The following is a 25,046-nucleotide window of genomic DNA, read 5'->3' on the forward strand; positions in this document are numbered from 1 at the left end:
AATTATCATAGTCTAGATATATCGTTGAAAATCGATAAACACATCATTAACATGAGAATAATAGATCCGATAATATAACCAACACTCTGTATTTCCTTGGATATTGATGTTCCTTTTATTTTTTCTATTATAAAAAAAAATAAGTGACCACCATCTAATCCTGGTAAAGGAAATAAATTAACAATTCCTAAATTGATACTAATTAAAGATAAAAACATGAGATAATAAATTAATCCAGATTGAGCTGATTCACCTGCTCCTTGCGCTATTGCAATTGGACCGCGAAGATGAGTCATATTAATATCTCCAGTAATTAATTTAAACAATATATTAGTTGTTAGGCATATTAATTTCCAAGTTTTTTCACAAGCTTGCAGTATCGCTAAATATACCCCATATTGACGGATTACATGATGTTCCATCGGTATGCAAATAATCTTTGGAAAAGCACCTATCACGCTCTCTACTTGATCAGAATGAAGCATATGATTCTTATTTGGTGTTAAATTTAAATTTAATATTTTATTTTTTCGTTCTATGGTAATTTTAAAAGTTTTTCCTGGATTATTTTTAATAATTTTAATAAATAACTCCCAATCATATATTAGTTGATCATCAACTGAGACAATTTTATCTCCAACTTTCAAACCAGCTCGTTTTGCAGCAGAATCAGGTTTTATTTCTGATAAAATTGGTGACATGTATGTATGAAAAGGAAGAATACCTAATGCTATTATAGGATCTTGATGATTAGCAACCTTATTAAACCAATTATAAGATAACTTAATAGTATAAGTATTAATGCATTTACTATTATTTATTGGCATAGTAGAAATAACAATTTTTTCTTTACCTATACTATTAAAAATTTCTAAACGAACTGTATCCCAATCATTAGTCTGAATATTATTAATTGATTTAATTTCTACACCAGATTCTACACCCGATTGAGCAACAATAGAATTAGGTATAACAGAATGGATTACCGGTTTGTGAATAGGTATACCTATTACAAAAATCAATACATATGACAAAATAGAAAAAATAAAATTAAAAATAGGCCCTGAGATTACGATAATACTTTTTTTCCAGACGTGCTGATCATCGAATGTATTGTTATATTCCTGATTCAAAAGTGTAATTTTTTCCCGATTATTAAATAATTTAACATATCCACCAAAAAGAACCGCGGAAATTACATATTCAGTATCATGTGAATCACGCCAACTCCATAACACAGGACCGAACCCTATAGAAAATCGCTCTACTTTTACTTTTAAAAACCGTGCTGCTGCAAAATGTCCACATTCATGTACTGTAATAAGTATTCCTAATGCAAGGATAAATGCAGTTAAATTCCAAAAAAAATGTAATAACATGATTTTTATTAATTCTCTATTTTTGATAAATTAATATAGACTTAATAATATCAGACAAACGAAAATAGGTACTGCAGCAACTAAGCTATCTATACGATCTAACATTCCTCCGTGTCCAGGAATCAAACTTCCACTATCTTTAATACCAGCTTCTCTCTTAAACATACTTTCAGTTAAATCTCCAATTATAGAAACTATAATTGCAATTGTAGAACAAAAAAATATAACGTATGGATTAATACTATTAAATGGTATATGTTTTCTACTAAATAACCATGAAATTCCTGTTGAAATTAATATGCCTCCAATGCATCCTTCCCAAGTTTTTTTAGGAGATACACTTTCCAATAACTTACGTCGCCCCAAAGTTCTACCAATAATATACGCACTAGAATCATTAATCCAAATCAATATTAAAATATATAGTAAAAGCCATGATCCAATAACGTTATCGTTGATGTGATGAAATTGACGCAACGTTAATATCCCCCAAAAAAATGGTAAAATTATCAATATTCCAAAAAAAACACGTAATATATTAGATTGTTTCCAAAAAATAGCAGAATCAGGATAAGATAATATTAATAACAATGCTAGTATCCACCACGTTATACTCATAACACAAAAAAAATACCAAAAAATACGCCATCTATCACAATAGAAATCACTTTGTGATGTCATAATTATCATTGTAATACATAATAATCCAAATATAACGCATATCCATATTCGATTTATATAATCAGAAAAATACATCATGTTACCCCATTCCCATGCACTAATTAAACACATGACAAATACAAAAATTGAAAATTGTATGATAGGCAGTAAAAATAACATAAAAATAATAATAGGAATTAATATCAACATACTAATTAAACGATTTCTTAACAAATATTTTCTCCCTACTCACATGGTTCATTTATATTACATAAATGTACTGTTCCCAAATCGACGCTCTCTTTTCATAAAAGTATTTAACGCTCTTTTAAATATAACATCGTTAAAATCAGGCCATAACACATCCGTAAAAAACAATTCAGCATATGCTATCTGCCAGAGTAAAAAATTACTGATACGATGTTCACCTCCCGTTCGGATCACTAAATCTACTGGAGCTAATTCATTCATACAAACGCATTTGCACAATGCATCTTCATCGATTTGATTAGGACTTAATATTCCTTTTTGTACTTTCGTAGCAAGCTTTTTCACCCCTTGAATAATGTCCCATCGCCCCCCATAATTTGCTGCAATATTAAGCGTCAGTCCACTATTGTTAGCCGTTAATTTTTCAGAACGGCGTATATTTTTTTGTAATTCAACAGCAAATCGATTAATATCTCCTATAATTCTTAATTTAATATTATTTTCATGCAAGGCATCTATTTCGTTATTTAATGCATGAGAAAATAATCGCATCAAAGAATCAATCTCTTTATCAGGACGTTTCCAATTTTCACTGCTAAACGCATACAAAGTCAGTGCATCAAATTTATAGTTAACGGCAAAATGAACAGCACGTCGAACCGCATTAAATCCAGCCTGATGACCAACAATACGTAACTTTCCTCGTGTTCTTGCCCAACGACCATTACCATCCATGATGATAGCAACATGACGTGGTAATAAATTAGATGAAAAAGTGTTAAGACGTTGATTATGTTGAAATAATATCACACTTGTTTATTTTCCAAATTAAATATCTTTATGTTCAGTAAAAGTATTATTTACAAAAACCAAATACTATAATTATAGATCAATAAAATTAATCACATAACTTTTATACTATATATGCAATAACGTGATAACTTATTTGCAAGAAAACACACTATTTACATATATTACACATCGATATTGCTTTTTCACGAGCTTTTCGGTCAATATATAAAATATCTTCTACATCATCAGGATCCTTTAAATTTATTTCTTCAAGTGCGCAACGAATAATATCAGGAATTGTAGTAAAAGAAATCATTCTATTTAGAAATGCTTCTACGGCAATCTCGTTTGCTGCGTTTAAAACAATAGTTGCGGCTTGACTACAATTATCAGCCTCTATTGCTAATTGTAAACAAGGATACCTTCGGTTATCTAACTGCTCAAAATGTAATTTATTAAGACAATGTATATTTATATTAGATAAAATTTTCAATCCAATTCTGTCGGGATAGGCCATTGCATAGGCAATAGGAATCCTCATATCCGGAGGAGCTAAATGCGCTAAAACATTCCCATCAGTGTAATATACCATTGCATGAACAATAGACTGAGGATGTAACAATATTTCTATCTCATTAGGTTTAGCATTAAATAAATGACGTGCTTCTATATATTCTAGTCCTTTATTCATCATAGTAGCAGAATCCACTGATATCTTATGCCCCATAGACCAATTAGGATGAATACAGGCTTGCTCTGGTGTTATTTTAGTCAATTTTTCTTGTGGTTCTTTAAAGAAAATTCCTCCAGATGCTGTTAAGACAATACGGGATATACCACACTCAGATAAAGACATATGTCCCACATTCCTCTGACATATCACTGGTAAATTTTGAAAAATAGCGTTATGTTCACTGTCTATAGGCAATATACAGGCACTATATCGTTTAGCTTCTTTCATAAAAAATTTTCCACAAACAACTAAAGTTTCTTTATTCGCTAATAATATTTTTTTACCAGCACGCAATGCAGCAAAAGTAGGTTTCAATCCAGCAATTCCAACTATAGCGGACATTACCATATCCACATCATCAATTGCTGCCAATTCACAGGCATTTACTACACCAGATAACACCTCAATCCCATGTTTTCCAGCTGTGATTAAATTTTTTTTCAATATCCTTGCAGCCTCTTCATATATCAGACATGCATATTTAGGATTCAACGTTATACATTGTTCCGTCATTACAGAAACATTATCTTTAGCCACCAATGCATGTACAAAAAACTTATCGGTATGTTGTTGTATTACAGAAAGAGTGGCTTTTCCAATAGACCCAGTACTACCTAAAATTGTTAAAGATTGCATATGTGTAAATCAAATCTCATTTAATATAAACATCAAAAATTTTATTTTTTATTGTTAATTAGTGTATTAATAGATGATATCGATCATATATACCATTTAATATTCAAAACCTCATTAAGTCTAATTCTTTTTCTGCTAAAATAGTATCAATTTCTTTAATCCAAATATTAGTTAGTTTTTGAATTTCGTTTTGAAAAAAATGCTCTTCATCTTCATTAATTTCTTTGTTTTTAAGTAAAATTCTCGTTTTATCATTAGCAATACGACGTATGTTTCTTACAGATATTTTACTTTTTTCTGCTTCAGTGCGTATCATTTTGATTAAAATATGACGACGTTCTTCAGTTAATGAAGGTAACGTGACTCGAATCACATTTCCACAAGAAACAGGAATTAATCCTAAATCAGACATAAAAATAGCTTTTTCCGTTGATTTAATTATTTTATGATCAAAAACTGTGATAGTTAATGTTCGTGCATTTTCTACTATAATATTCGCTAGTTGAAATAATGGAGTTAATACCCCATAATAATCTATTCGGATGCTATTTAACATATTCGAAGAAGCGCGCCCTACATGAATAGTATTCATATTCATTTTGAAGCTTTTAATGCATTTTTTCATGTGTATTTCTAAATCTCTCTGAATATTATCCATCTTATTAATCACATCACATACCCCACTTTATATTGCTTAATTAAAAAGTCAATTTATATGAATTTAAGTATTTCATTATAATGTTAGAATATTTAAACTATTTGGTAATTAGAGTCCCCTCTTTATATCCCATTATTATTCTTTTTAATGCTCCAAATTTATTTATATTAAATATACGTATCGGCAAATTGTGTTCTCGTGCTAATGTAAATGCTGTCAAATCCATAACTTTTAACTCACGCTCCAATACATCTTGGTAACTTAATTGTTCATACAATATGGCATCAGGATGTTGAACCGGATCGGTAGAAAACACACCATCCACTTTCGTTGCTTTAAGTACCACATCTGCTTTAATTTCAATACCACGTAAACAAGCTGCAGAATCAGTAGTAAACAAAGGATTTCCAGTGCCAGCTGCAAAAATTACTACCCAATTATTAGATAATAAATCAACAGCTTTTATCCAATTATAATGATCACACACCCCATGTAACGGGATAGCTGACATCAAACGAGAATGGACATAAGCACGATGTAACGCACTCCTCATAGCTAATCCATTCATTATAGTCGCTAACATTCCTATGTGATCTCCAACTACACGATTCATACCAGCTTTAACTAATCCGGCGCCTCGAAATAAATTACCACCTCCCATAACTATACCTATTTGAATGCCTATGTTAACTAGTTCTTTAAGTTCTATAACCATTCGGTTTAATACAGTAGTATCAATTCCAAAACCTTCGGCTCCTTGTAGAGCTTCTCCGCTCATTTTAAGCACGATACGCCGATAAATTGGTTTTGTGTGAGTTACCATTAATTATATTCCTCACAAAAAATGGCATAAACAGAAGCAAACACTAACTAAATGAAACTATCAAAGTATAATATAACATATCAATAACTATTTCGATGTAATCAATGTAATTAACATAGTTTTTATGATTGCAATATTGAATATATTAACTCAAAAAAACTATGATGATCCATGTTCAATGATTAAACTATTTACATTAATACACATAACATATTAATTTATATATCCTCACCTAATTCAAAACGAGCAAAATTATTAATTCTAATACAATGATCATTTAATAACTGCTCTACTGTTTTACTAATATCCATTATGAAGTTTTGTTTTAATAGTACAATATCGTTTATAAATTTATTCACGCGCCCTTCAGTTATTTTTTCTGAAATTTTACATGATTTTCCAGATCGCATAGCAATATCCATCTGAATATTATTTTCACGCATCATTATATCTGATGGAATATCATCCACGCTAACATACCTAGGACTTCTAGCTGCAATATGCATGGCAATGTGTTTTATTACATCTGTAGTTACATTCCCACTGGCAGTCACTATTACACCAATTTTTGATCTATGTACATAACACCCTAAAAAATTACCTGTTAATGTAATCAGCCTACGAATTTTTATGTTTTCTCCAACTTTCGAAACTAAATTAGAACGTTGTTCTGAAAATTTAGTGTTTAAAATATCAATACTATCGATCTTTTCATTTAATGCTGTAATAGTAACAATTTTAGCGAACTCTTGAAAAGTACTATCTTTCGCTACAAAATCAGTTTCGCAGTTTATTTCCATCATAATACCGTATTTGTATTTTTCAGTAGATATAATTTCTACCGTAATTAAACCTGATGATGTTGTACGTCCAGACTTTTGAACAGCAATTTTGAGACCGGATTTTCTCATGTTATCTATAGCTAATTCGAGATTCCCATTAGCTGCAATCAAAGCTTGTTTGCACTCTAAAACACCAATACCAGTGCGCTTACGTAATTCTTTAATTAAATTATTATTAATATCAATCATTTTTTTTCCACAGTAAAATCGTCATATTGAGAATATATATAAGGAAACATGATTCTAAACATTTAACTATTAGTATAACTTACATGTAATTTTGATTATACTAATCACGCAACACAATCCATATCTATTACATTAAATATTATATTTAAATACAAATTGATCGCACGCACGGAATCATCATTACCTGGAATAATAAAATCTATTCCATCTGGATTAGAGTTAGTATCAACTATCGCAAAAACCGGTATACCTAAACTATTTGCTTCTTTTATAGCGATATGTTCATGTGTTGAACCAATAGCAAAAATTGCATCTGGAAGTCCACCCATATTTTTAATACCCCCTAAACTATTTTCTAAATTAATAAGTTCGCGATTCAAAATCAATGCCTCTTTTTTAGTTAATTTTTTAAAAGTACCATCTTGAGATTGAGTTTCTAAATCTTTTAGACGTTTTATAGATTGACGCACCGTTTTCCAATTAGTTAACATCCCACCTAACCAACGGTGATTCACAAAAAATTGATTACAAGCAAGTGCTGTTTTTTTCACTGCTTCGCTAGCTGCGCGTTTTGTACCTACGAACAAAATTTTACCCTTTAGTGAAGCAATTTTATTTAGTTCTATTAAGGCTTTTTTAAACATTAAGGCAGTTATTTCTAAATTGATAATATGTATTTTATTATGAACACCAAAAATAAAAGGTTTCATTTTAGGATTCCAATAACGAGTTTGATGACCAAAATGAACCCCAGCTTGAAGCATGTCCCGTATAGAAAGTTGTTCCATTATACACCTCAATTAATTTTCAAAATATATTATATTATAATATTAATGGTTATCAGTACTTAAACATAGATAAATTATATAATACATGTTATAATTATTCTTGATAAGTTAGGTATAAGGAATAATTTATCTAATACAGTAAACCTAAATGCCCACATATTATGTATTCATTAATCACACAACTATAATACACATTATGAAGATTATTATTAAAACAATTACAGATATAACAAAAATGCGCGTTGCCGGAAAGTTAGCCGCAGAAGTATTAGAAATGATTGAACCTTACATACAACCTGGAATTAGTACTGGAGAATTAGATTCTATTTGTCACGATTATATTACAAAAATAAAACATGCTATATCCGCTCCTCTTGGTTATCATGGATTTCCTAAGTCTATTTGCACTTCAATTAATGATGTTGTGTGTCATGGTATTCCAAACAATTTACATACATTAAAAGCAGGTGATATTATAAATATTGATATTACTGTAATTAAAGATGGATTATATGCTGATACTTCTAGAATGTTTATTGTTGGTCAATCGACCACATTAGGACACCGATTATGTCAAGTAACTCAAGACAGTCTTTACTTGGCTATTCGTATGATTAAGCCAGGTATACGCTTAAGAAAAGTAGGTCAAACTATTCAAAGTTTTGTTGAAAAGCAAAATTTTTCAATAGTAAGAGAATATTGTGGCCATGGGATTGGAAAGTTTTTTCATGAAGCTCCACACGTATTACACTATGATGCTGATGATGACGGTGTCATATTGCGATCTGGAATGACATTAACGATAGAACCTATGGTAAATGCAGGTGCACGCCATATTTATGTTGAAAATGATGGATGGACAGTAAAAACAAAAGATCATAATTTGTCTGCACAATATGAACATACCATTGTTATTACAGAAAATGGTTGCGAAATATTAACTCTACGATCCGATGAATCTTTACCATCAATTATTTGTCACTACAATTGATTAAACATATATTTGTTTAAAATTAACTTTTTAAGTATATTTAAAATTGTATTAGCAATTAATTTGAATTAACCTATTATCATATATTATGTAATTAATATTCATATATTTATTAAAACGGAAAATTACGATTTTTATTTATTTTACTTTAATGAAAATACATTACAACATTTACTTCTTTATTTTTATCAATAACAGGCACACCTGCGCATCATCGTAGATATGCAGTGATATTATACTAAATATTATTAGTAGTTTATTTAATGATATGTAAACGAATACAAAAATTTATATGATATTAATCTAAACAAAAATTATTTTAAAAATTAGTTATGAACGACATCTTAAATGAACCATATATTATGGACATAAAACATATGAATCAGTTACAAAATATAATAGAAAATGCATTTGAAAGAAAAGAACACATTTCAAAAAATAACATTGAGCCCATCTTAAATAATGCTATTCAAAAAATTATGGATGGATTAGATAATGGAACATTACGTATATCAGAAAAAATTCATAATATATGGATTACTCATCAATGGATAAAAAAAGCAATCATACTTTCGTTTTGTACTATGGACAATCAATTAATAACTTGGGGAAATGGTCGTTTTTTTGATAAATTTCCCATGAAATTTTCCGGCTGGGATGCCGCACATTTTAAAGAAAAAAAATTACGCGTAATTCCCCCAGCTACTGTACGTTACGGAGCTTACGTTGCTACTAACACAGTGATTATGCCTTCCTACATCAATATTGGTGCTTATATTGATGTAGGCACAATGATTGACACTTGGGCTACAGTTGGATCATGCGCTCAAATTGGAAAATATGTACATTTATCTGGAGGTGTTGGTATTGGAGGAGTCTTAGAACCTATCCAAGCTAATCCAACTATCATCGAAGATAATTGTTTTATCGGGTCTCGTTCTGAAATAGTAGAAGGCGTAATTGTTGAAAAAGGTGCTGTAATTTCCATGGGAGTATTTATAGGTCAAAGCACCAAAATATATGATCGAGATAGCGGGAAGATACACTATGGACGTGTTCCAGCTGGTTCAGTCGTAATTCCCGGAAGTCTGCCGTCTAAGGACGGATGTGTCAATACTTACTGCGCAGTAATAGTAAAAACAGTCGATTCTAAAACTAAAAATAAAATTAAAATAAATGAATTATTACGTGATGCATAAAATACTTTATTTATTCGTTTAATACTTTCGTATTACATGAAATGTTGCGATGTTTATTGCTTTAGTATTATTGAGACACTATGTATACCTGTAGTTTTGAAAAAAATTAATTTCTATCTATTTAACTTATATGTATAAACATCATTAATCATAACTTATTCAAAAATAATATAAAAAGATATATCTGGATATTACCAAAAAATTACCTACTGATTTTATACGTAGATAAATCATTCACCGTAATTGAATTATTTTATATATTTTAAAAAAAACTATAACAAATATAGTTTTTAATAAAATTAAATATAATATATATATATTTATCTATTATTTTTAAGCAATACAAACAATAACCGTGCGCAATTTAAATGTTTTAAAACTACCTCTTTGTGGGATTAATCTCATTGAAGCTTCAGCGGGAACTGGTAAGACATATGCTCTTATAATAATTTATCTTAGATTATTATTATGTTTAAAAAAAAAATCAGATTTTTACCGTCCTTTAACAATAAAAGAAATTCTTGTAGTAACTTTTACTAAATCTGGAGCACAAGAACTACGTCATCGCATAAAAGAAAATATTCATCAATTACGATTAGATTGTATACGTGGATATAGTGATAATTTTTTATTTTCTGAATTATTGTTACAGATAACTAATATAAATTTAGCTATATATCAATTATCTGAAGCAGAAAAAAACATCAATCAAGCATCTATATTCACTATTCATAGTTTTTGTCAAAATATTTTATACCATAACACAATCGAATTAAACATGCTATTTGATACAAATATTATTGATAATGAAATAATATTATATCAACAAGTATGTACCGATTTTTGGAGAAGAAATTTTTATTCACTTCCATTGAATATAGTAAGCTTCATTCAAGAACATTGGAAAGATCCAAACACACTTTTAAAAGATATCCTTCCTTATATACATGGATCCAGACCTAGTATCAATTATAACAATATACATGAAGAAAAAAAAAGTATTGTAAAGTATTATGAAAAAATCCTGAATGATATTAATTTTTTAAAAAAACAATGGTATAAAAACAAATATAATATAATTGATATCATTCATTCTTATGATATTAATCATAAAATATACAACAAAAAAAATTTAATACGTTGGATAGATAAAATTAATCAATGGATTAAACAATCAACAATTGATCATACTATACCTAATGATCTACAACGTTTTAGAGCAACAGAATTAAGGATACATAATTATTATAGATCTGATTATATATATACCTTATTTGATTCAATAGAAAAATTATATCACCAATTGTCATTATTTAAAGAACTAATACTTGATATTACAATAAATGAAGTACGTAAAGATTTAAATAACACCCAACATTTAAGATCAGAAATCACTTTTAACGATCTTGTTGATGTTTTAGCTCATAATCTAGTTAAAAATAAAGACAATAAATTAGCAAATATAATACGCACGTGTTATCCGGTAGCTATTATTGATGAATTCCAAGACACAGATTCACATCAATTTAAAATTTTCCACACACTGTATAATAATTATTCAAAAAATAGTCTTATTTTAATAGGGGATCCCAAACAATCAATTTATGCTTTCCGTGGAGCCGATATATTTGTTTATATGAAAATACGTCGAGCGATATGTAACAAATACAATCTGAATATTAATTGGCGTTCATCATCAAATATAGTTAATGCAATTAACCAATTGTTCCAGCTAAACTCTAATCCATTTATTTTCAAAGATATTCCTTTTATTCCTTCAGAAGCGGCTAGCCGCAATCATATGTATCGATTTCTAATAAACAATCAATTACAAAAAGCTATGTGTTTTTGGCTACATCCCGACGAAATAGTTACAATGAACAACTATAAACAAGCAATGGCAAAGGAATGTGCCACTATTTTACATAATTTATTACATGAAATACATAATGGAACGGCTTGGTTAGAAGATGACAAACATAAAAGAAAATTAAAAACATCAGATATAACTATATTAGTACGCAATCATGAAGAAGCATCACTTATTCGCTCTGTTTTATCAACAGTAAATATATCAACAGTATTTTTATCTCATCACAAAAATGTTTTTGAAACAGTAGAATCTTACGAATTATCATTATTATTACGAGCAATTTTATTTCCAGAGCGTAATACAATTTGCACTGCCTTAACCACTGTTTTTTTTGGATTAAATGCAGCTGATATTGAAAATATCAATAACAATGAATACAAATGGGAACAAATAATTGAAGAGTTTTCCGAATATTATTCTATTTGGAAAAAAAAAGGTGTATATCTGATGATACAAAAGATAATTTTTTACTATAAAACACCAGAAAAATTATTATCTATACCAAAAGGTGACATCAGATTAATAAATATTTTACATTTAAGTGAATTACTACAAAATGCCTCAAAAGAATTACAAGATGAATATACACTCATGGAATGGTTAATGTTAAAAATAACACAGCCAAAAAGCAAAAAAATATCTGACCAAACTTTACGATCAAATAATAATGATCAATTAATAAAAATTAGCACAATACACAAATCTAAAGGATTAGAATTTCCATTAACATTTTTACCATTTATGGCAGATTTTAATTATAAAAAAAATATTTTTTTTCATGACAGAAAATCATATAAAACCCATCTAAATTTTAACGTATCAAAAAACAATTCAATATTAGCAGACGAAGAGCGTTTATCAGAAGATTTAAGGTTATTATATGTAGCAGTAACTCGTAGTATTTATCATTGTTCTATAGGTATTGCCCCAGTAGTACACCGATATAAAAAAAAATCTAATATCAGTGATTTACATCACAGCGCCTTGGGGTATTTAATCCAAAAAAAAACTTCTGGCAACGCAGAAACATTAAAACAACATTTAAAAAAGCTAACTATTAATTCAAATGGTGATATTTCCTTTCGTATCATTCCTCAATCACAAAAACCATTTTTTCATATACCACCTATTGTATCCAATCAATTTCTATCTGCAAGAAAATGGAAAAAATCAGTAAATACCATTCCGTGGAAAATGACAAGTTTTAGCGCACTAAAACATACTGATACGACAACATGTTTAAATTTTCAGAAACAATTAGATATCGATGCAAACATTCAGCATCAAGAAAATGACATTTCGTTAACACCACATACTTTTCCTAAAGGTAAAGTATGTGGAAACTTTTTCCATAGTATCTTTGAAATTTTAGATTTTAAAAAACTTGTGGATATAAAATGGTTACACATACATATGGAACAATACAATATTGATCCTATTTGGGGATTTACTATTCGAGAATGGATATATACAGTATTCAACACACCCCTTAATAATGACAATCTAACTCTTGCGCAAATAACTCCTAAAAATAAAAAAACTGAACTTAAATTTTATTTACCTATTAATACTCATTTAACATCACAAGAATTAGACCATTTATGTAAAAATTACGATCCTTTATCACAAAAATCTCCACCGCTCACTTTTTTAGAAGTAACAGGAATGTTACAAGGATGTATTGATTTAATCTTTCGTTGGAATCAGCAGTATTATTTATTAGATTATAAAACTAATTGGTTAGGAAAAAATAACAATGCTTATATTCATTCTAAAATGACACAAGAAATGATTGAACATCGTTATGAATTACAATATCAACTTTATACTTTAGCGCTACATCGATTCCTACGTAATAGGCTCGTATCTTACAATTATGAGAAATATTTTGGAGGAGTGTATTATTTATTTATACGAGGTATGGATGGAACACCGTATAGTAACGGTATTTATTTCTTTCGTCCATCACTAACATTTATTAATAAATTAGACAATTTATTATTTAAAAAATAATCTAAATATTATTAAATACGTAATGTTTAAATTTATTATATAAAACGAAAAAGTACATTCTCAAATAACATAACACAGACATCATGTCATACATTAAAAACCAATACACCTATATCTTTTGATATTAAAAATGATATCAACTACTATATATAATTAAACGATAGTTCCTATGAAAGATATTGTGAAAAAATTTTTACAATTAGAGCTGTGGAATTCATTAGATATACAATTCTCTAATGTATTAACTCTACCTATTTCTGAAAATAATCGATATAAAAAAAAAGAAGCATTAATTTTAGCTAGTGCAACCTTAAGTGCTAATGTTAGATCTGGTCATGTTTGTTTACCGTTATGTTTACTTACTCCTGATAGATTATTTCAAGGACATTATCCTGAATTAACACATGCAATATCTAAAAAATTAGGACCATTATCAATAGAGGATTGGCAAGAATTATTACTCTCTTGTTCCGCAGTAAGCAATGGATCACGAATAACCCCATTAGTATTGGAAAATCAACGGTTGTATTTATATCACATGTGGCAAGATGAATGCATAGTCGCTCAATTTTTTAATCATAAATATCAATCAAATATTTTAAAAAAAGAAAAAATAATTTACGTATTAAATCAGTTATTTCCTATAAATTATACAGAAATCGATTGGCACAAAATAGCTACCGCCATAGGAATAACACATCAAAGAGTGTTAATTTCTGGAGGACCTGGGACTGGAAAAACATCGATCATAACTAAAATAATAGCAGCATTATTGCTATGCAACGATAATAATCATCTAAATATCAAAATAACTGCTCCAACAGGAAAGGCTGCAGCCCTGTTAAGTGAATCTTTTAATACAACAATAAATAATATTCCACAATTAAAACAACTTTGCTTATGTAATTTACCAGAAAAAGCTACTACCTTACACAGTTTACTTGGAAAACAGCTATATAAAAAAAACATCCAACATAATTATTCAAATCTCACGCATTTAGATCTTTTAATTATTGACGAATCTTCTATGATTAGTTTATCTATGTTAGCTCAAGTAGTTTTAGCGTTATCATCTAAAACAAAAGTTATTTTTTTTGGAGATCAACATCAATTATGTTCAGTAGAACCTGGATCCGTATTTAAAGATATGTGTCAATTCGCTAATTTTCATTATTCTCACAAACGTCACCAAGAACTTATGGATCTTACAGGATGTATATTACCTAATATATCTTATTCTGCATCATCCGTACATTACAATTATAACAGTATAATTGATGGCACATGTATACTAAAGAAAAATTACAGATTTAGTAAAAGCTCAGGAATTAATCAATTAGCTAATGCTATAAATTCAGGAGATTATAATCGTACGTTGTCATTATTACACTCAAACATATATAAGGATTTACATTATATCTATTGTGCAGAAAAAGAAAATTACATAACTATGCTTATTAAATGCGCAATGGCATATTCCAGTTATTTACAAAAATTACAACACGTTAAAACATTAACAACAAATATTTTAGAAATTTTCAATCATTATCGAATATTATGTGCATTACGTGACGGCCCATTTGGAGTGATAAGAATTAATTATTATATTGAACAAATACTAAATGAAAGAGGATTAATCCAAGTACATAAGTCTGGTAATTATATAGGCAGGCCTATTGTCATACTTCGCAATAAGCCATCATTAGGTTTATGTAATGGAGATGTTGGAGTGTTGTTGTTAAATAATCAAAATAAACTATCTGCATATTTTCTACTACCACATAACAATATAAAAATTATACAAATATATCAATTGCCAGAATATGAAACTTGCTTTGCTATGACTATACACAAAGCACAAGGATCTGAATTTCAACATATCGCAATAATATTACCTAACAAACATTCGCCAGTGCTAACACGCGAATTATTATATACTGCTGTCACCAGAGCTCGTCAATGTCTTTTTCTATATGCAACGAATCATATAATAATACGTAGTATTACTCTAGTCACACAACGCCATAGTGGATTATACGACAAAATAAAGAAACATATAATGTTGCATGATTTAATAAATTAAAACTTTGTTATTGTATATATATAACCTCAATGAAGTATTACACACGTCTACAACAATATATGTACAGTTTACTTAAATTTTTCACTCTCTAAATATTTTTTTATTTTTTTTGATAAAAATAAACATTTTGAACTATTATATTACTCTATTTTTCATTGCATCAAAGAAGTAACGTTTTGCAACTTTAGTTATTTTATTTACATCCTCTTCATTTAAATCAAATGGAATAAGCTTACTTAAATATGGATCACAACTTTCCCTAAATAATGAATACTTGCTGCCTTTCCAGACTTGTATTAATTTGCAACGTGCATCTTGCTGATAAGATGAATCCAACAATATCATTCTAGTATTCCAGTCAAACACATGATTTATCCAAGCCCCCCCGGCCCGATATAATAATAATAGTGGAGTATTTAACCCAGTGCAATATCCTAATATTAAAGTTGATAATAAATTTTTTGCATACAATTCTGATAAATTAGGAAAATGCCATATGTCGTTCATACCAAATAATCGGCTATCTCCTTTCCCACCTATAGAACAAAATGTTATATGTTCTAACCATAACAGCAATATATCTTTCATAGAAAGATATTGAGGTTTCCAACGTATTAATCCATCCTTTTGAATTGCAGTTAACTGTCCAACTAGTGTAACAGTATCAAATTTTAAAGAAATATTCAGATTGTGTTTTTCAACACAATAATATTTTTTTATTTGATTTGCTAATATTATCATTTTTTTTTGTTGTTTAATCCAATACAGCTCTCCAAATGGACCATAAGGCAAAACTCCAGAAGCATGTATACTATGGTATAATTCATTAGCATTTTTATTATGTATTAGATAATCAATTAATTTTATATTTAGTTCATAATGATTTAATGCATCCACAGAAAAAGGTTCATAGTTCGATAACTGTAATATATTTTGATCAAAACGCACATTTAAACGTTTTTGAAACCACATACGCACTGGATGGCGATAAAAATTATATAAATCTTGAAAATCTATTGTTTTCACAGAACAATAAGAAAGAGGGGTATTAAAATTTGGATAAATCAATAGAGAATTATTTTTATTAATATTTATTTTGGGTAACCATTCTTCGGCAAAACTTTGTCTAGTATTATCAGGATTAAAATTTTCAGGTGAAAAAGGAAATGGATTGTACCAGTGATATAAATGCTGACGTATATATTTTATATTAATATCTAATGCCATATGTTTATGGTCTTTTAAATAAAAATTTAAAGCAATATATTCAAATAATTCATCAATTAATACAGAAGGATAATTCATCGTATTATCATAAATTGAACGTCCAATAAAACTAATATATACCCTCTGTTGAGCCAACAAAAATGCTAATAAAAATGCATAACAATCCTGTTCATATATATTTTTATCATTTTTACGTGGATTTTTCACCATTAAATTAAAGTCTGGCGATACTGTATTACGAGGAAATGTATTATCATTCATACCTAAAAAACACACTATTTTACAAGGAATACAAAAATTCGAAGTAATATCACAAAAATTAATTACATTTGGTACAAATCGATACACCGCAGCATCTTTATTTAATTTATAACATAATTTATCCCTCAGGGCCGTTATACTTATAACCTGGAGGTATTCTGCTTGTATACCTGATTCTAATATATTTCTACAGCAATTTTTTAAAAAAAGTAAAACTTTGTTGTCTTCTGAATCTAAATGATCACAAAGAAAAAAATCATCAAACAACTCTTTAAAATAAGATCTCCATTCTAACAATGTATAAGAATAACTAAATCGGTCCCTCCACTTTTTTAATATTTTTAAAAATTCGCCTAATTGACCAATAATGTTAGTATTTTCTCCGTTTATCATATCCTCATGTGGAAAAATTCCCTCCCAACAGGTATCATGTTGATTTTTTATAGCATAACCTAATAACATTCGGGTTAATCCAAAATTCCAGGTATTTTGACTAGTAATAGGTAAATTAAAATTATGCATGGTAATATCATCAAGACCCCACCTAACACCAGATGAAATAATCCATTGAAACAATAATTTGATTTCTTCCTTACGTAAATTGAATCGAGATGCAATAGATGATACCTTCAAAAATGAAAAAATTTCCTCAGACGTAAATCGACTATATGGTATGTTAAGTATATTAAGAAAACTTGATATAATGGGATGTTTATTGTTTTTATATTTATCTATTGTAATATTAAATGGTAAATGTCGACCTTGTGTATTGTTAAATGTAATTTGAATCGCTGATACATAACAATGTATATCAGGAGCCATAACTAGGATATCTCCTGGGGACAACGATGATTCATTTACCATCATAGACAATAAATTATCATGCAATACTTCTACTTCCCTCTGAATACTATGGCAAACATGACAAGTAATTGATTGATCCTCTAATTCTAATATGTATCTTTTATTATTTTTTAATACTGCAGTATTATATTGAAGCTTTTCATTTGTTGTGTGACTGTGAAATTCTAAAATATCCTTTTGCACAATGTGCAGTAAAGAATCTTTTTTAGGGATAACAAAAGATTTTAGTTCAATTTTATTTTTTAATTGAGAAAATAAAGATAAAAAATTACAAACAACATTACCCCATGAATTTAATAAAGGATGATTTACATTAGGATAATTATTACAACTAGAACAACAAACAGAAACAGACGAAGATGAGCATAATACATTATTATTATATGATTGTTTTTTTTGTTGTGTTACAGAACGTGAACTTTGAACAAATACATCAATCAAATTGTGATAACAAGAATTTATAAACCACAAGTAAATATCAATATGGTAACTTAAAAGTTTCAATATTTTCCAATGTATAGGAGATATGGACGTTATGCCACAAATAAATATTCTGTTTGGCAAATCACAGTTCACCTTTTGAGTAGTTTTAAAAAAATTGATACAACGTTGTAAAGGACTTATATTGCTATTTGATTCATGTTGACTGCATCTTATATTTTCCAAGAATATACGCCATATTTTTGATTGCCAAATTTGATGTGTATCATCATCTAAATGATTTATTGTTTTATTAGATTGCCAACTATGCAACCAATCTGGACGATATATTAAATACTGAGTAAATAATTTGGCAAGTTGCTCGGAAAATTGACCTATTTTTTTTTGATTGATATCGTTGTATAAATATTTTTCTATGATAGGGAAATTTTTTACTATCTGCTTGTGAGATAATATTTCCATAAATTTCCAATACATAATAGAATGAGAAAAATGATTCACAAAAGAATTATTGGGCTCTATTACATTAGAAATATTCTGAATGAAAGACGTTAAGGTCATAAATGTGATATTACATGCAATGCCAAAGTGATTGGCTAGTTCCATCTGTATCCATTGATCTATAATACTATGCTCTGTCAATATTATTTCGGATTGCATTGGATCAGGTAGTAATCTATCCGACATGATACTGATCAATGATGTTTTAAACAGACTTGCTTGATTAGAATGATAAATAGTAAACATTTATTTGATAAATATTTAAATAAAAAATACATTTTTATTAATGCAATACATATATGTTTAACAGGCCATAATATAGTTGAATTATTTTCATATTCTCATTATAACTAAAAATAAATATTATATAATTTGTTTATAAACATAAATATGCTGTAAGACATAATTATAAATATAAAAATTTTTTATATAACAAACATTTTGATATACACTAGCAACCAAAGATTACCGCTTTAAAAGAATTAAAATAAAACATCCACAAAAAATATTGACTATTACTGTTATCTCTCTTCTATATTATACAGGTACCTAACATCAACAAGATTATATGAATTTAATATTTCAAATAAATATATATATAATATTAAAATTAAGATATCAAAAATACAGCCACTTATGTTACAAGTAATAGTACACTAAAAAATAATAATTTTTAACAATATTGATAATTACATTATCTGTAAGACAGATAGAGTATAATTGTTCCAAATATAATCATAGGACATGACAAAATTTGTCCCATAGTAACCATATCATTAATTAATCCTAAATGACTATCAGGCTGACGAAAAAATTCTGCTGTAATACGAAACACACCGTAACAAACAAGAAATAAACCAGATACACTACCTACAGGATGTGGTATACGAATAAACTTATTTATGATAATAAATAACATTATTCCTTCCAAAAACATTTCATATAATTGAGATGGATGACGAGGCAACGAACCATAATAATTAAATAACGGTTGCCATGTAGGGTGATCTGGTAATATCAATAAATCTTGATACGCAGAATTAGGAAATAACATAGCCCAAGGAATATCAATGGCTATGCGACCCCATAATTCTCCATTAATAAAATTTCCTAACCTACCAAGGCCTAATCCGAACGGTACTACTGGAATAACAAAATCTGATATTTGAAAAAAAGATTGATGTTTTTTTATAGAAAACCATTTAATTGATATTATTACTCCTACTAAACCACCATGAAAAGACATCCCTCCTTCCCATATCTTAAAAATCCACAGTAAATTTTGAGCAAAAAAAGACCACTGATAACATAATACATATCCAATACGACCTCCTAGTAACACACCAAAAAAACACAAATATAGTAAATATTCTACATCTTTATGGGTCCATAAAATATTATTAGAATAACGTATACGATACGATAATGACCACATAGCATACAAAAAACCTAATCCGTACATCATACCATACCAATGTAACGAAATAGGCCCTATTGTAAGCATCACTGGATTACATACATGACTATAAATATACTGCATATTAATTATATTGATATAGTGATGATATATTGATATGTTATGTTGTGTGTATACATTATTATAATCAGTACTTAACTAAAATTCTCAGTTATCTACCCTTAGATGTACAAATTTCATGTACTACATCTATTTTTCCCGCATAGATGCAATAACAAATTAACTTAATTTTTTGCCCAAATATTCTTAATATTATTTGTTTTTATAATATATGATTATATCTATTATGATATGATCGTATCAACAAATTCTTGCATAACTTTTCTATACACATTTCTTTTAAAAAATACGACCTGGCGTATAGGATACCATAAACTAACCCACTTCCAACTATCGAATGTATACACTTTATTATTTCTGATATTAATTCGTGTATCTTTAGATAAAAGCTTTAGTAAAAACCACTTTTGCTTTTGTCCTAAGCAAATTGGTCTAATTTTCCAACGAATTAATTTTTTAGGGAGCTTATAACGTATCCAGTTTTGTGTTGAAGACAAAATACGCACATCTTGATAATTCAATCCTATTTCTTCAAACAATTCCCTATACATAGCTTGCTCAGGAGTTTCCCCAATATTAATTCCCCCTTGAGGAAATTGCCAACAATAATGTTGTTTACATTTCCTAGCCCACAATACTTGTTCATGAGTATTACACAACACAATCCCTACATTTAATCGGTAACCGCTATTATCAATCACCAAATTTCCTCGGTTTTATTAAAATATTTTATTAAATTATAAATATTCATAAATAATTATGATATACCATTTTAGTTGTTACATAAAGATTAATGACACTCAAACTATTGTAAAAATATATAATGATCACATATTTTTTATTTCTTACCAATCAACAATAATTACCACAATCAAACTCACGAATTACATGCTATCTGATAATTATATCCAATTCAAGAATTTTTATTACGGTTTCATATCATTAATGAACTAATAAACCTTACAGAAATACATAATTATAACTTAATTTAATTATATATATTTACTATTTGAAACAAATATCGTTAGAACATTTTATAAAAAATTTGAGCATGATATTATTAAAAAATATTATACTTAATCATGAATCTACATTTACATCAAAAATATAAAAACTTATTTTTATATATGATTAATTCACAGTCTGTTATGTTTCATTTAAAAACCACATAATAAAATATTATTTAATAAATAATGATATCAATAAAATCAATATAACATTAAAATATTTATCTATTTTAATTAAAAAATTTTGCTCATTAAATACAAATAATTTATTAAAACAATTTATATAATCCCATATTGATGTCATTTAAATAACTTTCAATCATTTAAAAATTTTTATTTAAAAAATTATTCTATTGTTTCTAACATAAATAGATCTTCCAATTTTTGTTTTCGACGAATTTGACGAATTTGTCCATTTTCAAATAAAACTTCTGGTAATAACGGACGAGTATTATAATTAGAAGACATAGAAGCACCATATGCACCAGTGTCGTGAAATATTAAATAATCCCCTACTTTTGTTGAACAAGGTAACTTACGTGCTAATATTGTTCCATTCATACTTTGTGTAAAAACATCTCCAGATTCACATAATGGACCACCAACAACAGTATCACGTAATGCCTCTGAAGTAATACTACGATTGTCTCCAGGCACCAATGAAATATGATGGTAACTACCGTACATTACTGGACGCATTAAATCATTATATCCTGCATCTACTAATACAAAATGACGACGACCCATGTCTTTTACCGCTCTAATTTGTGTAATTAACATCCCTGATTCAGCAACAAGAAAGCGACCAGGTTCTATTTCCAATGTTACTGTATGATGCAAATGCTGACTAATACGTTTCCTTGTATTATTCCACAAATGAAAATAATGATTTATATCTAAAATTATATCATCATCTTGATACGGTATTGTTAATCCCCCTCCAGCAGAAATAACCTGTACATCTATTTTGTGTTTTAAAATTTGATGGATCATTGCATTACATACCTTAGATAAATGATCATACTGCACTCCAGAACCGATATGCATATGCAACCCAACCAATTGTAGATCATAATGGTGAATGTAAGATAAAGCTTTTAGAATATCTTCATGCCAAATACCATGTTTACTATTTTCTCCTCCAGTATTAGTCTTTTGATTATGTCCATATCCAAATCCAGGATTAATACGTAACCATATTTTATGTCTAGGGGAACAAGCGCCCAATTGTGCTAACATGTCTATCGAGCCTACATTAACAGTAATATTTAGTTCTAATATTCTCAATAATGTTTCTTCCTCTAAAATATCAGCAGTGAAAACTATTTCATCACTTTGCTTTCCCGTTTTAAAACCGGCTAATAATGCGCGTTCAATTTCTCCTAAAGAAACAGAATCTACTTTAACTCCATGATTATACATCAATCGCAAGATATGAATATTAGAACAAGATTTTTGAGCATATCGTACAACATCAAATTGTTGTAATTGTGTAATACGATTAACTATAACTGAGGCGTCATATACCCATACTGGTCCTTTATATTTTTTATGTAATTTTATTAATTTTTCATAGGAAAGGGTATTGATATGGGTTAATGCATTGTATGTCATGCTGTATTCCTATTGTTTTTATTACAATATATTTCAATATTAAAAAATTTTACAATTGTGTAATCGAACATAATTAAAATAAGTCGAATACAAATTCGTATTACAAAAAATCAAACAATATTAATTAATATTTAATTTTTTATTAAAAGAATCACTAAATTGCGTAATGTTATAGTAGCTTTTAGATATATATAAAAAGTTTAAAAACTTTATTTTGGACGAAGTGTAGGAAATAGAATTACATCACGAATAGTATGTTTGTCAGTTAGCAACATTATTAAACGATCAATTCCTATTCCAATACCTGCAGTAGGAGGTAATCCATATTCTAATGCGATTAAATAATCTTCATCGTAATTTACATAAAAATTAGTGTTGTTTTTATCTTTTTTCTCATCGGATTGTTTTAAAAAACGTTCTTTTTGATCTTCTGGGTCATTTAATTCTGAAAAACCATTTCCTATTTCCCTCCCAGCGATGAACAATTCAAAACGATCCGCAAACTTTGGATTATTATCACTACGACGTGCTAATGGAGACATTTCTATCGGATAAGAAGTAATACAAGTTGGTTGAATAATTTTTTTTTCTACTGCTTCTTCAAAAATAGCCATATGTATTTCGTTTAACGTCCAACAATTTTTGACCTTAATTCCAAATAATTTTGCAATAGAAATAGCAGTATATATATCATCTATATTTTGAGATCTAGTTTCTGGTAAGTAATAAAAGATAGCTTCTTTTATACTTATTTGAGCAAAAGGATGTTTAAAATTCAATTCATAATTTCCATAACGTACAATATTACTACCTAATACTCTTCGTGTTACTGAACATAATAAATTTTGCACCAAAGCAATTATATCACGATAATCAGCATAAGCCATATATACTTCCATCATTGTAAATTCAGGATTATGATAACAGGAAATTCCTTCATTACGAAAACTACGATTTATTTCAAATATTCGCTCAAAACCACCTATCACCAATTTTTTTAAATATAATTCTGGAGCGATACGTAAATACATATCCATTCCTAATTTATTATGATGCGTAATGAAAGGATGTGCTATAGCCCCTCCTGCAATTGTATGCATCATTGGTGTCTCTACTTCCATGAAATTATGTTGTTTCATAAACTGACGTATCTCAGAAATAATTAAAGAACGCATTCTAAATATTTCTCTTGTATGTTCATTAACAATTAAATCCAAATATCTTTGACGGTATTTTGTTTCTTGATTATTTAAACCATGAAATTTATCTGGCAATGGGCGTAATGATTTAGTTAATAAACGAATTTCTTTGCAATATACTGATAATTCCCCAGTACGTGTTCTAAACAGTGTACCGCGCGCTCCCAGAATATCTCCTAAGTCCCATTGTTTTATACTCTTATTATATAAATTTTTTTCTAATGAACTAGCAGTAATATATAACTGCATACAACCTTCAGCATCTCGTAAAGTGATAAAAGATGCTTTTCCCATGATTCGCTGACTTATTATGCGTCCTGCTATACTTACTTCAATATTTAACTGTATTAATTCTGCATTGGATGTATGAGCATATTTTTTGTGTAGTTCATTAGAGATAAAATCACGACGAAAATCATTTGGAAATGCTACGTCTGTTTTACGGAGTTGAGATAATTTTTTCCGACGAATATTTAATTCATCATCGATATTAAATTTTGACATAACTGATCCTTTAAATACACGT

At 28.5% G+C, this 25,046-nt stretch carries 17 protein-coding genes; 4 read left to right on the forward strand and 13 right to left on the reverse strand.

The window, feature by feature from the left end; translation table 11 throughout:
- Positions 1 to 5 precede the first annotated feature (5 nt).
- The 8 genes from rseP to rpsB form a co-directional block, all read right to left on the reverse strand.
- Positions 6 to 1,379 carry a sigma E protease regulator RseP gene (gene rseP, locus GN161_RS00310; RefSeq protein ID WP_159714357.1) on the reverse strand — a complete coding sequence of 458 codons (1,374 nt, stop codon included), beginning with the start codon at positions 1,377 to 1,379 and terminating at the stop codon, positions 6 to 8.
- Between the two features lie 30 nt (positions 1,380 to 1,409).
- Positions 1,410 to 2,273 (reverse strand): phosphatidate cytidylyltransferase, encoded by an 864-nt coding sequence (locus GN161_RS00315; RefSeq protein ID WP_159714360.1) that lies wholly within the window; start codon positions 2,271 to 2,273, stop codon positions 1,410 to 1,412.
- Positions 2,274 to 2,306: 33 nt separating this feature from the next.
- Entirely contained in the window at positions 2,307 to 2,984 is a 678-nt protein-coding gene (gene uppS, locus GN161_RS00320) for a polyprenyl diphosphate synthase (protein ID WP_236840123.1), read from the reverse strand.
- Between the two features lie 226 nt (positions 2,985 to 3,210).
- Complete coding sequence (gene ispC, locus GN161_RS00325; RefSeq protein ID WP_159714366.1) at positions 3,211 to 4,410, reverse strand: 1-deoxy-D-xylulose-5-phosphate reductoisomerase; 1,200 nt, start codon at positions 4,408 to 4,410, stop codon at positions 3,211 to 3,213.
- 103 nt (positions 4,411 to 4,513) lie between these two features.
- Positions 4,514 to 5,080, reverse strand: coding sequence for a ribosome recycling factor (gene frr, locus GN161_RS00330; protein WP_159714368.1), 567 nt, complete (start codon positions 5,078 to 5,080; stop codon positions 4,514 to 4,516).
- Positions 5,081 to 5,165: 85 nt separating this feature from the next.
- A complete protein-coding gene (pyrH, locus tag GN161_RS00335) occupies positions 5,166 to 5,891 on the reverse strand; it encodes a UMP kinase (RefSeq protein WP_159714370.1) in 726 nt (241 codons plus the stop codon).
- A 218-nt stretch (positions 5,892 to 6,109) separates the two neighbouring features.
- Positions 6,110 to 6,922, reverse strand: coding sequence for a translation elongation factor Ts (gene tsf / locus GN161_RS00340; protein ID WP_159714372.1), 813 nt, complete (start codon positions 6,920 to 6,922; stop codon positions 6,110 to 6,112).
- Between the two features lie 104 nt (positions 6,923 to 7,026).
- On the reverse strand, positions 7,027 to 7,710 hold the full coding sequence (gene rpsB, locus GN161_RS00345) for a 30S ribosomal protein S2 (protein WP_159714374.1): 684 nt from the start codon (positions 7,708 to 7,710) through the stop codon (positions 7,027 to 7,029).
- Positions 7,711 to 7,906: 196 nt separating this feature from the next.
- On the opposite strand from rpsB, the gene map reads away from it, so the two are divergent.
- The 4 genes from map to recD all read left to right on the forward strand — a co-directional run bounded on the left by map (position 7,907) and on the right by recD (position 15,869).
- Positions 7,907 to 8,701, forward strand: a complete 795-nt coding sequence (gene map / locus GN161_RS00350; RefSeq protein ID WP_159714376.1) for a type I methionyl aminopeptidase — start codon at positions 7,907 to 7,909, stop codon at positions 8,699 to 8,701.
- A gap of 377 nt (positions 8,702 to 9,078) precedes the next feature.
- Positions 9,079 to 9,900 (forward strand): 2,3,4,5-tetrahydropyridine-2,6-dicarboxylate N-succinyltransferase, encoded by an 822-nt coding sequence (dapD, locus tag GN161_RS00355; RefSeq protein WP_159714378.1) that lies wholly within the window; start codon positions 9,079 to 9,081, stop codon positions 9,898 to 9,900.
- A 355-nt stretch (positions 9,901 to 10,255) separates the two neighbouring features.
- Complete coding sequence (recB, locus tag GN161_RS00360; RefSeq protein ID WP_159714380.1) at positions 10,256 to 13,786, forward strand: exodeoxyribonuclease V subunit beta; 3,531 nt, start codon at positions 10,256 to 10,258, stop codon at positions 13,784 to 13,786.
- Positions 13,787 to 13,955: 169 nt separating this feature from the next.
- Complete coding sequence (gene recD, locus GN161_RS00365) at positions 13,956 to 15,869, forward strand: exodeoxyribonuclease V subunit alpha (RefSeq protein ID WP_159714382.1); 1,914 nt, start codon at positions 13,956 to 13,958, stop codon at positions 15,867 to 15,869.
- A gap of 135 nt (positions 15,870 to 16,004) precedes the next feature.
- Here the strand turns inward: recD and recC are convergent, their stop codons facing one another.
- From recC to lysS, 5 genes are all read right to left on the reverse strand, one after another.
- Entirely contained in the window at positions 16,005 to 19,349 is a 3,345-nt protein-coding gene (gene recC / locus GN161_RS00370; RefSeq protein ID WP_236840101.1) for an exodeoxyribonuclease V subunit gamma, read from the reverse strand.
- Positions 19,350 to 19,857: 508 nt separating this feature from the next.
- Positions 19,858 to 20,703, reverse strand: a complete 846-nt coding sequence (gene lgt / locus GN161_RS00375; protein WP_159714387.1) for a prolipoprotein diacylglyceryl transferase — start codon at positions 20,701 to 20,703, stop codon at positions 19,858 to 19,860.
- A 221-nt stretch (positions 20,704 to 20,924) separates the two neighbouring features.
- Positions 20,925 to 21,401 carry an RNA pyrophosphohydrolase gene (gene rppH / locus GN161_RS00380; RefSeq protein ID WP_159714390.1) on the reverse strand — a complete coding sequence of 159 codons (477 nt, stop codon included), beginning with the start codon at positions 21,399 to 21,401 and terminating at the stop codon, positions 20,925 to 20,927.
- A 651-nt stretch (positions 21,402 to 22,052) separates the two neighbouring features.
- A complete protein-coding gene (lysA, locus tag GN161_RS00385) occupies positions 22,053 to 23,321 on the reverse strand; it encodes a diaminopimelate decarboxylase (RefSeq protein WP_159714393.1) in 1,269 nt (422 codons plus the stop codon).
- Between the two features lie 209 nt (positions 23,322 to 23,530).
- Positions 23,531 to 25,024 carry a lysine--tRNA ligase gene (lysS, locus tag GN161_RS00390; protein WP_159714396.1) on the reverse strand — a complete coding sequence of 498 codons (1,494 nt, stop codon included), beginning with the start codon at positions 25,022 to 25,024 and terminating at the stop codon, positions 23,531 to 23,533.
- Positions 25,025 to 25,046 lie beyond the last annotated feature (22 nt).

This window comes from Blochmannia endosymbiont of Camponotus nipponensis (assembly GCF_009827135.1).
Lineage (GTDB): Bacteria > Pseudomonadota > Gammaproteobacteria > Enterobacterales > Enterobacteriaceae > Blochmanniella.

Excerpts from the sequence above, each read along its gene's own strand:
- rseP (WP_159714357.1), bottom strand. The coding sequence starts at position 1,379 with ATGTTATTACATTTTTTTTGGAATTTAACTGCATTTATCCTTGCATTA.
- uppS (WP_236840123.1), bottom strand. The coding sequence starts at position 2,984 with ATGGATGGTAATGGTCGTTGGGCAAGAACACGAGGAAAGTTACGTATT.
- ispC (WP_159714366.1), bottom strand. The coding sequence starts at position 4,410 with ATGCAATCTTTAACAATTTTAGGTAGTACTGGGTCTATTGGAAAAGCC.
- pyrH (WP_159714370.1), bottom strand. The coding sequence starts at position 5,891 with ATGGTAACTCACACAAAACCAATTTATCGGCGTATCGTGCTTAAAATG.
- tsf (WP_159714372.1), bottom strand. The coding sequence starts at position 6,922 with ATGATTGATATTAATAATAATTTAATTAAAGAATTACGTAAGCGCACT.
- rpsB (WP_159714374.1), bottom strand. The coding sequence starts at position 7,710 with ATGGAACAACTTTCTATACGGGACATGCTTCAAGCTGGGGTTCATTTT.
- map (WP_159714376.1), top strand. The coding sequence starts at position 7,907 with ATGAAGATTATTATTAAAACAATTACAGATATAACAAAAATGCGCGTT.
- dapD (WP_159714378.1), top strand. The coding sequence starts at position 9,079 with ATGAATCAGTTACAAAATATAATAGAAAATGCATTTGAAAGAAAAGAA.
- recD (WP_159714382.1), top strand. The coding sequence starts at position 13,956 with ATGAAAGATATTGTGAAAAAATTTTTACAATTAGAGCTGTGGAATTCA.
- recC (WP_236840101.1), bottom strand. The coding sequence starts at position 19,349 with ATGTCGGATAGATTACTACCTGATCCAATGCAATCCGAAATAATATTG.
- lgt (WP_159714387.1), bottom strand. The coding sequence starts at position 20,703 with ATGCAGTATATTTATAGTCATGTATGTAATCCAGTGATGCTTACAATA.
- lysA (WP_159714393.1), bottom strand. The coding sequence starts at position 23,321 with ATGACATACAATGCATTAACCCATATCAATACCCTTTCCTATGAAAAA.
- lysS (WP_159714396.1), bottom strand. The coding sequence starts at position 25,024 with ATGTCAAAATTTAATATCGATGATGAATTAAATATTCGTCGGAAAAAA.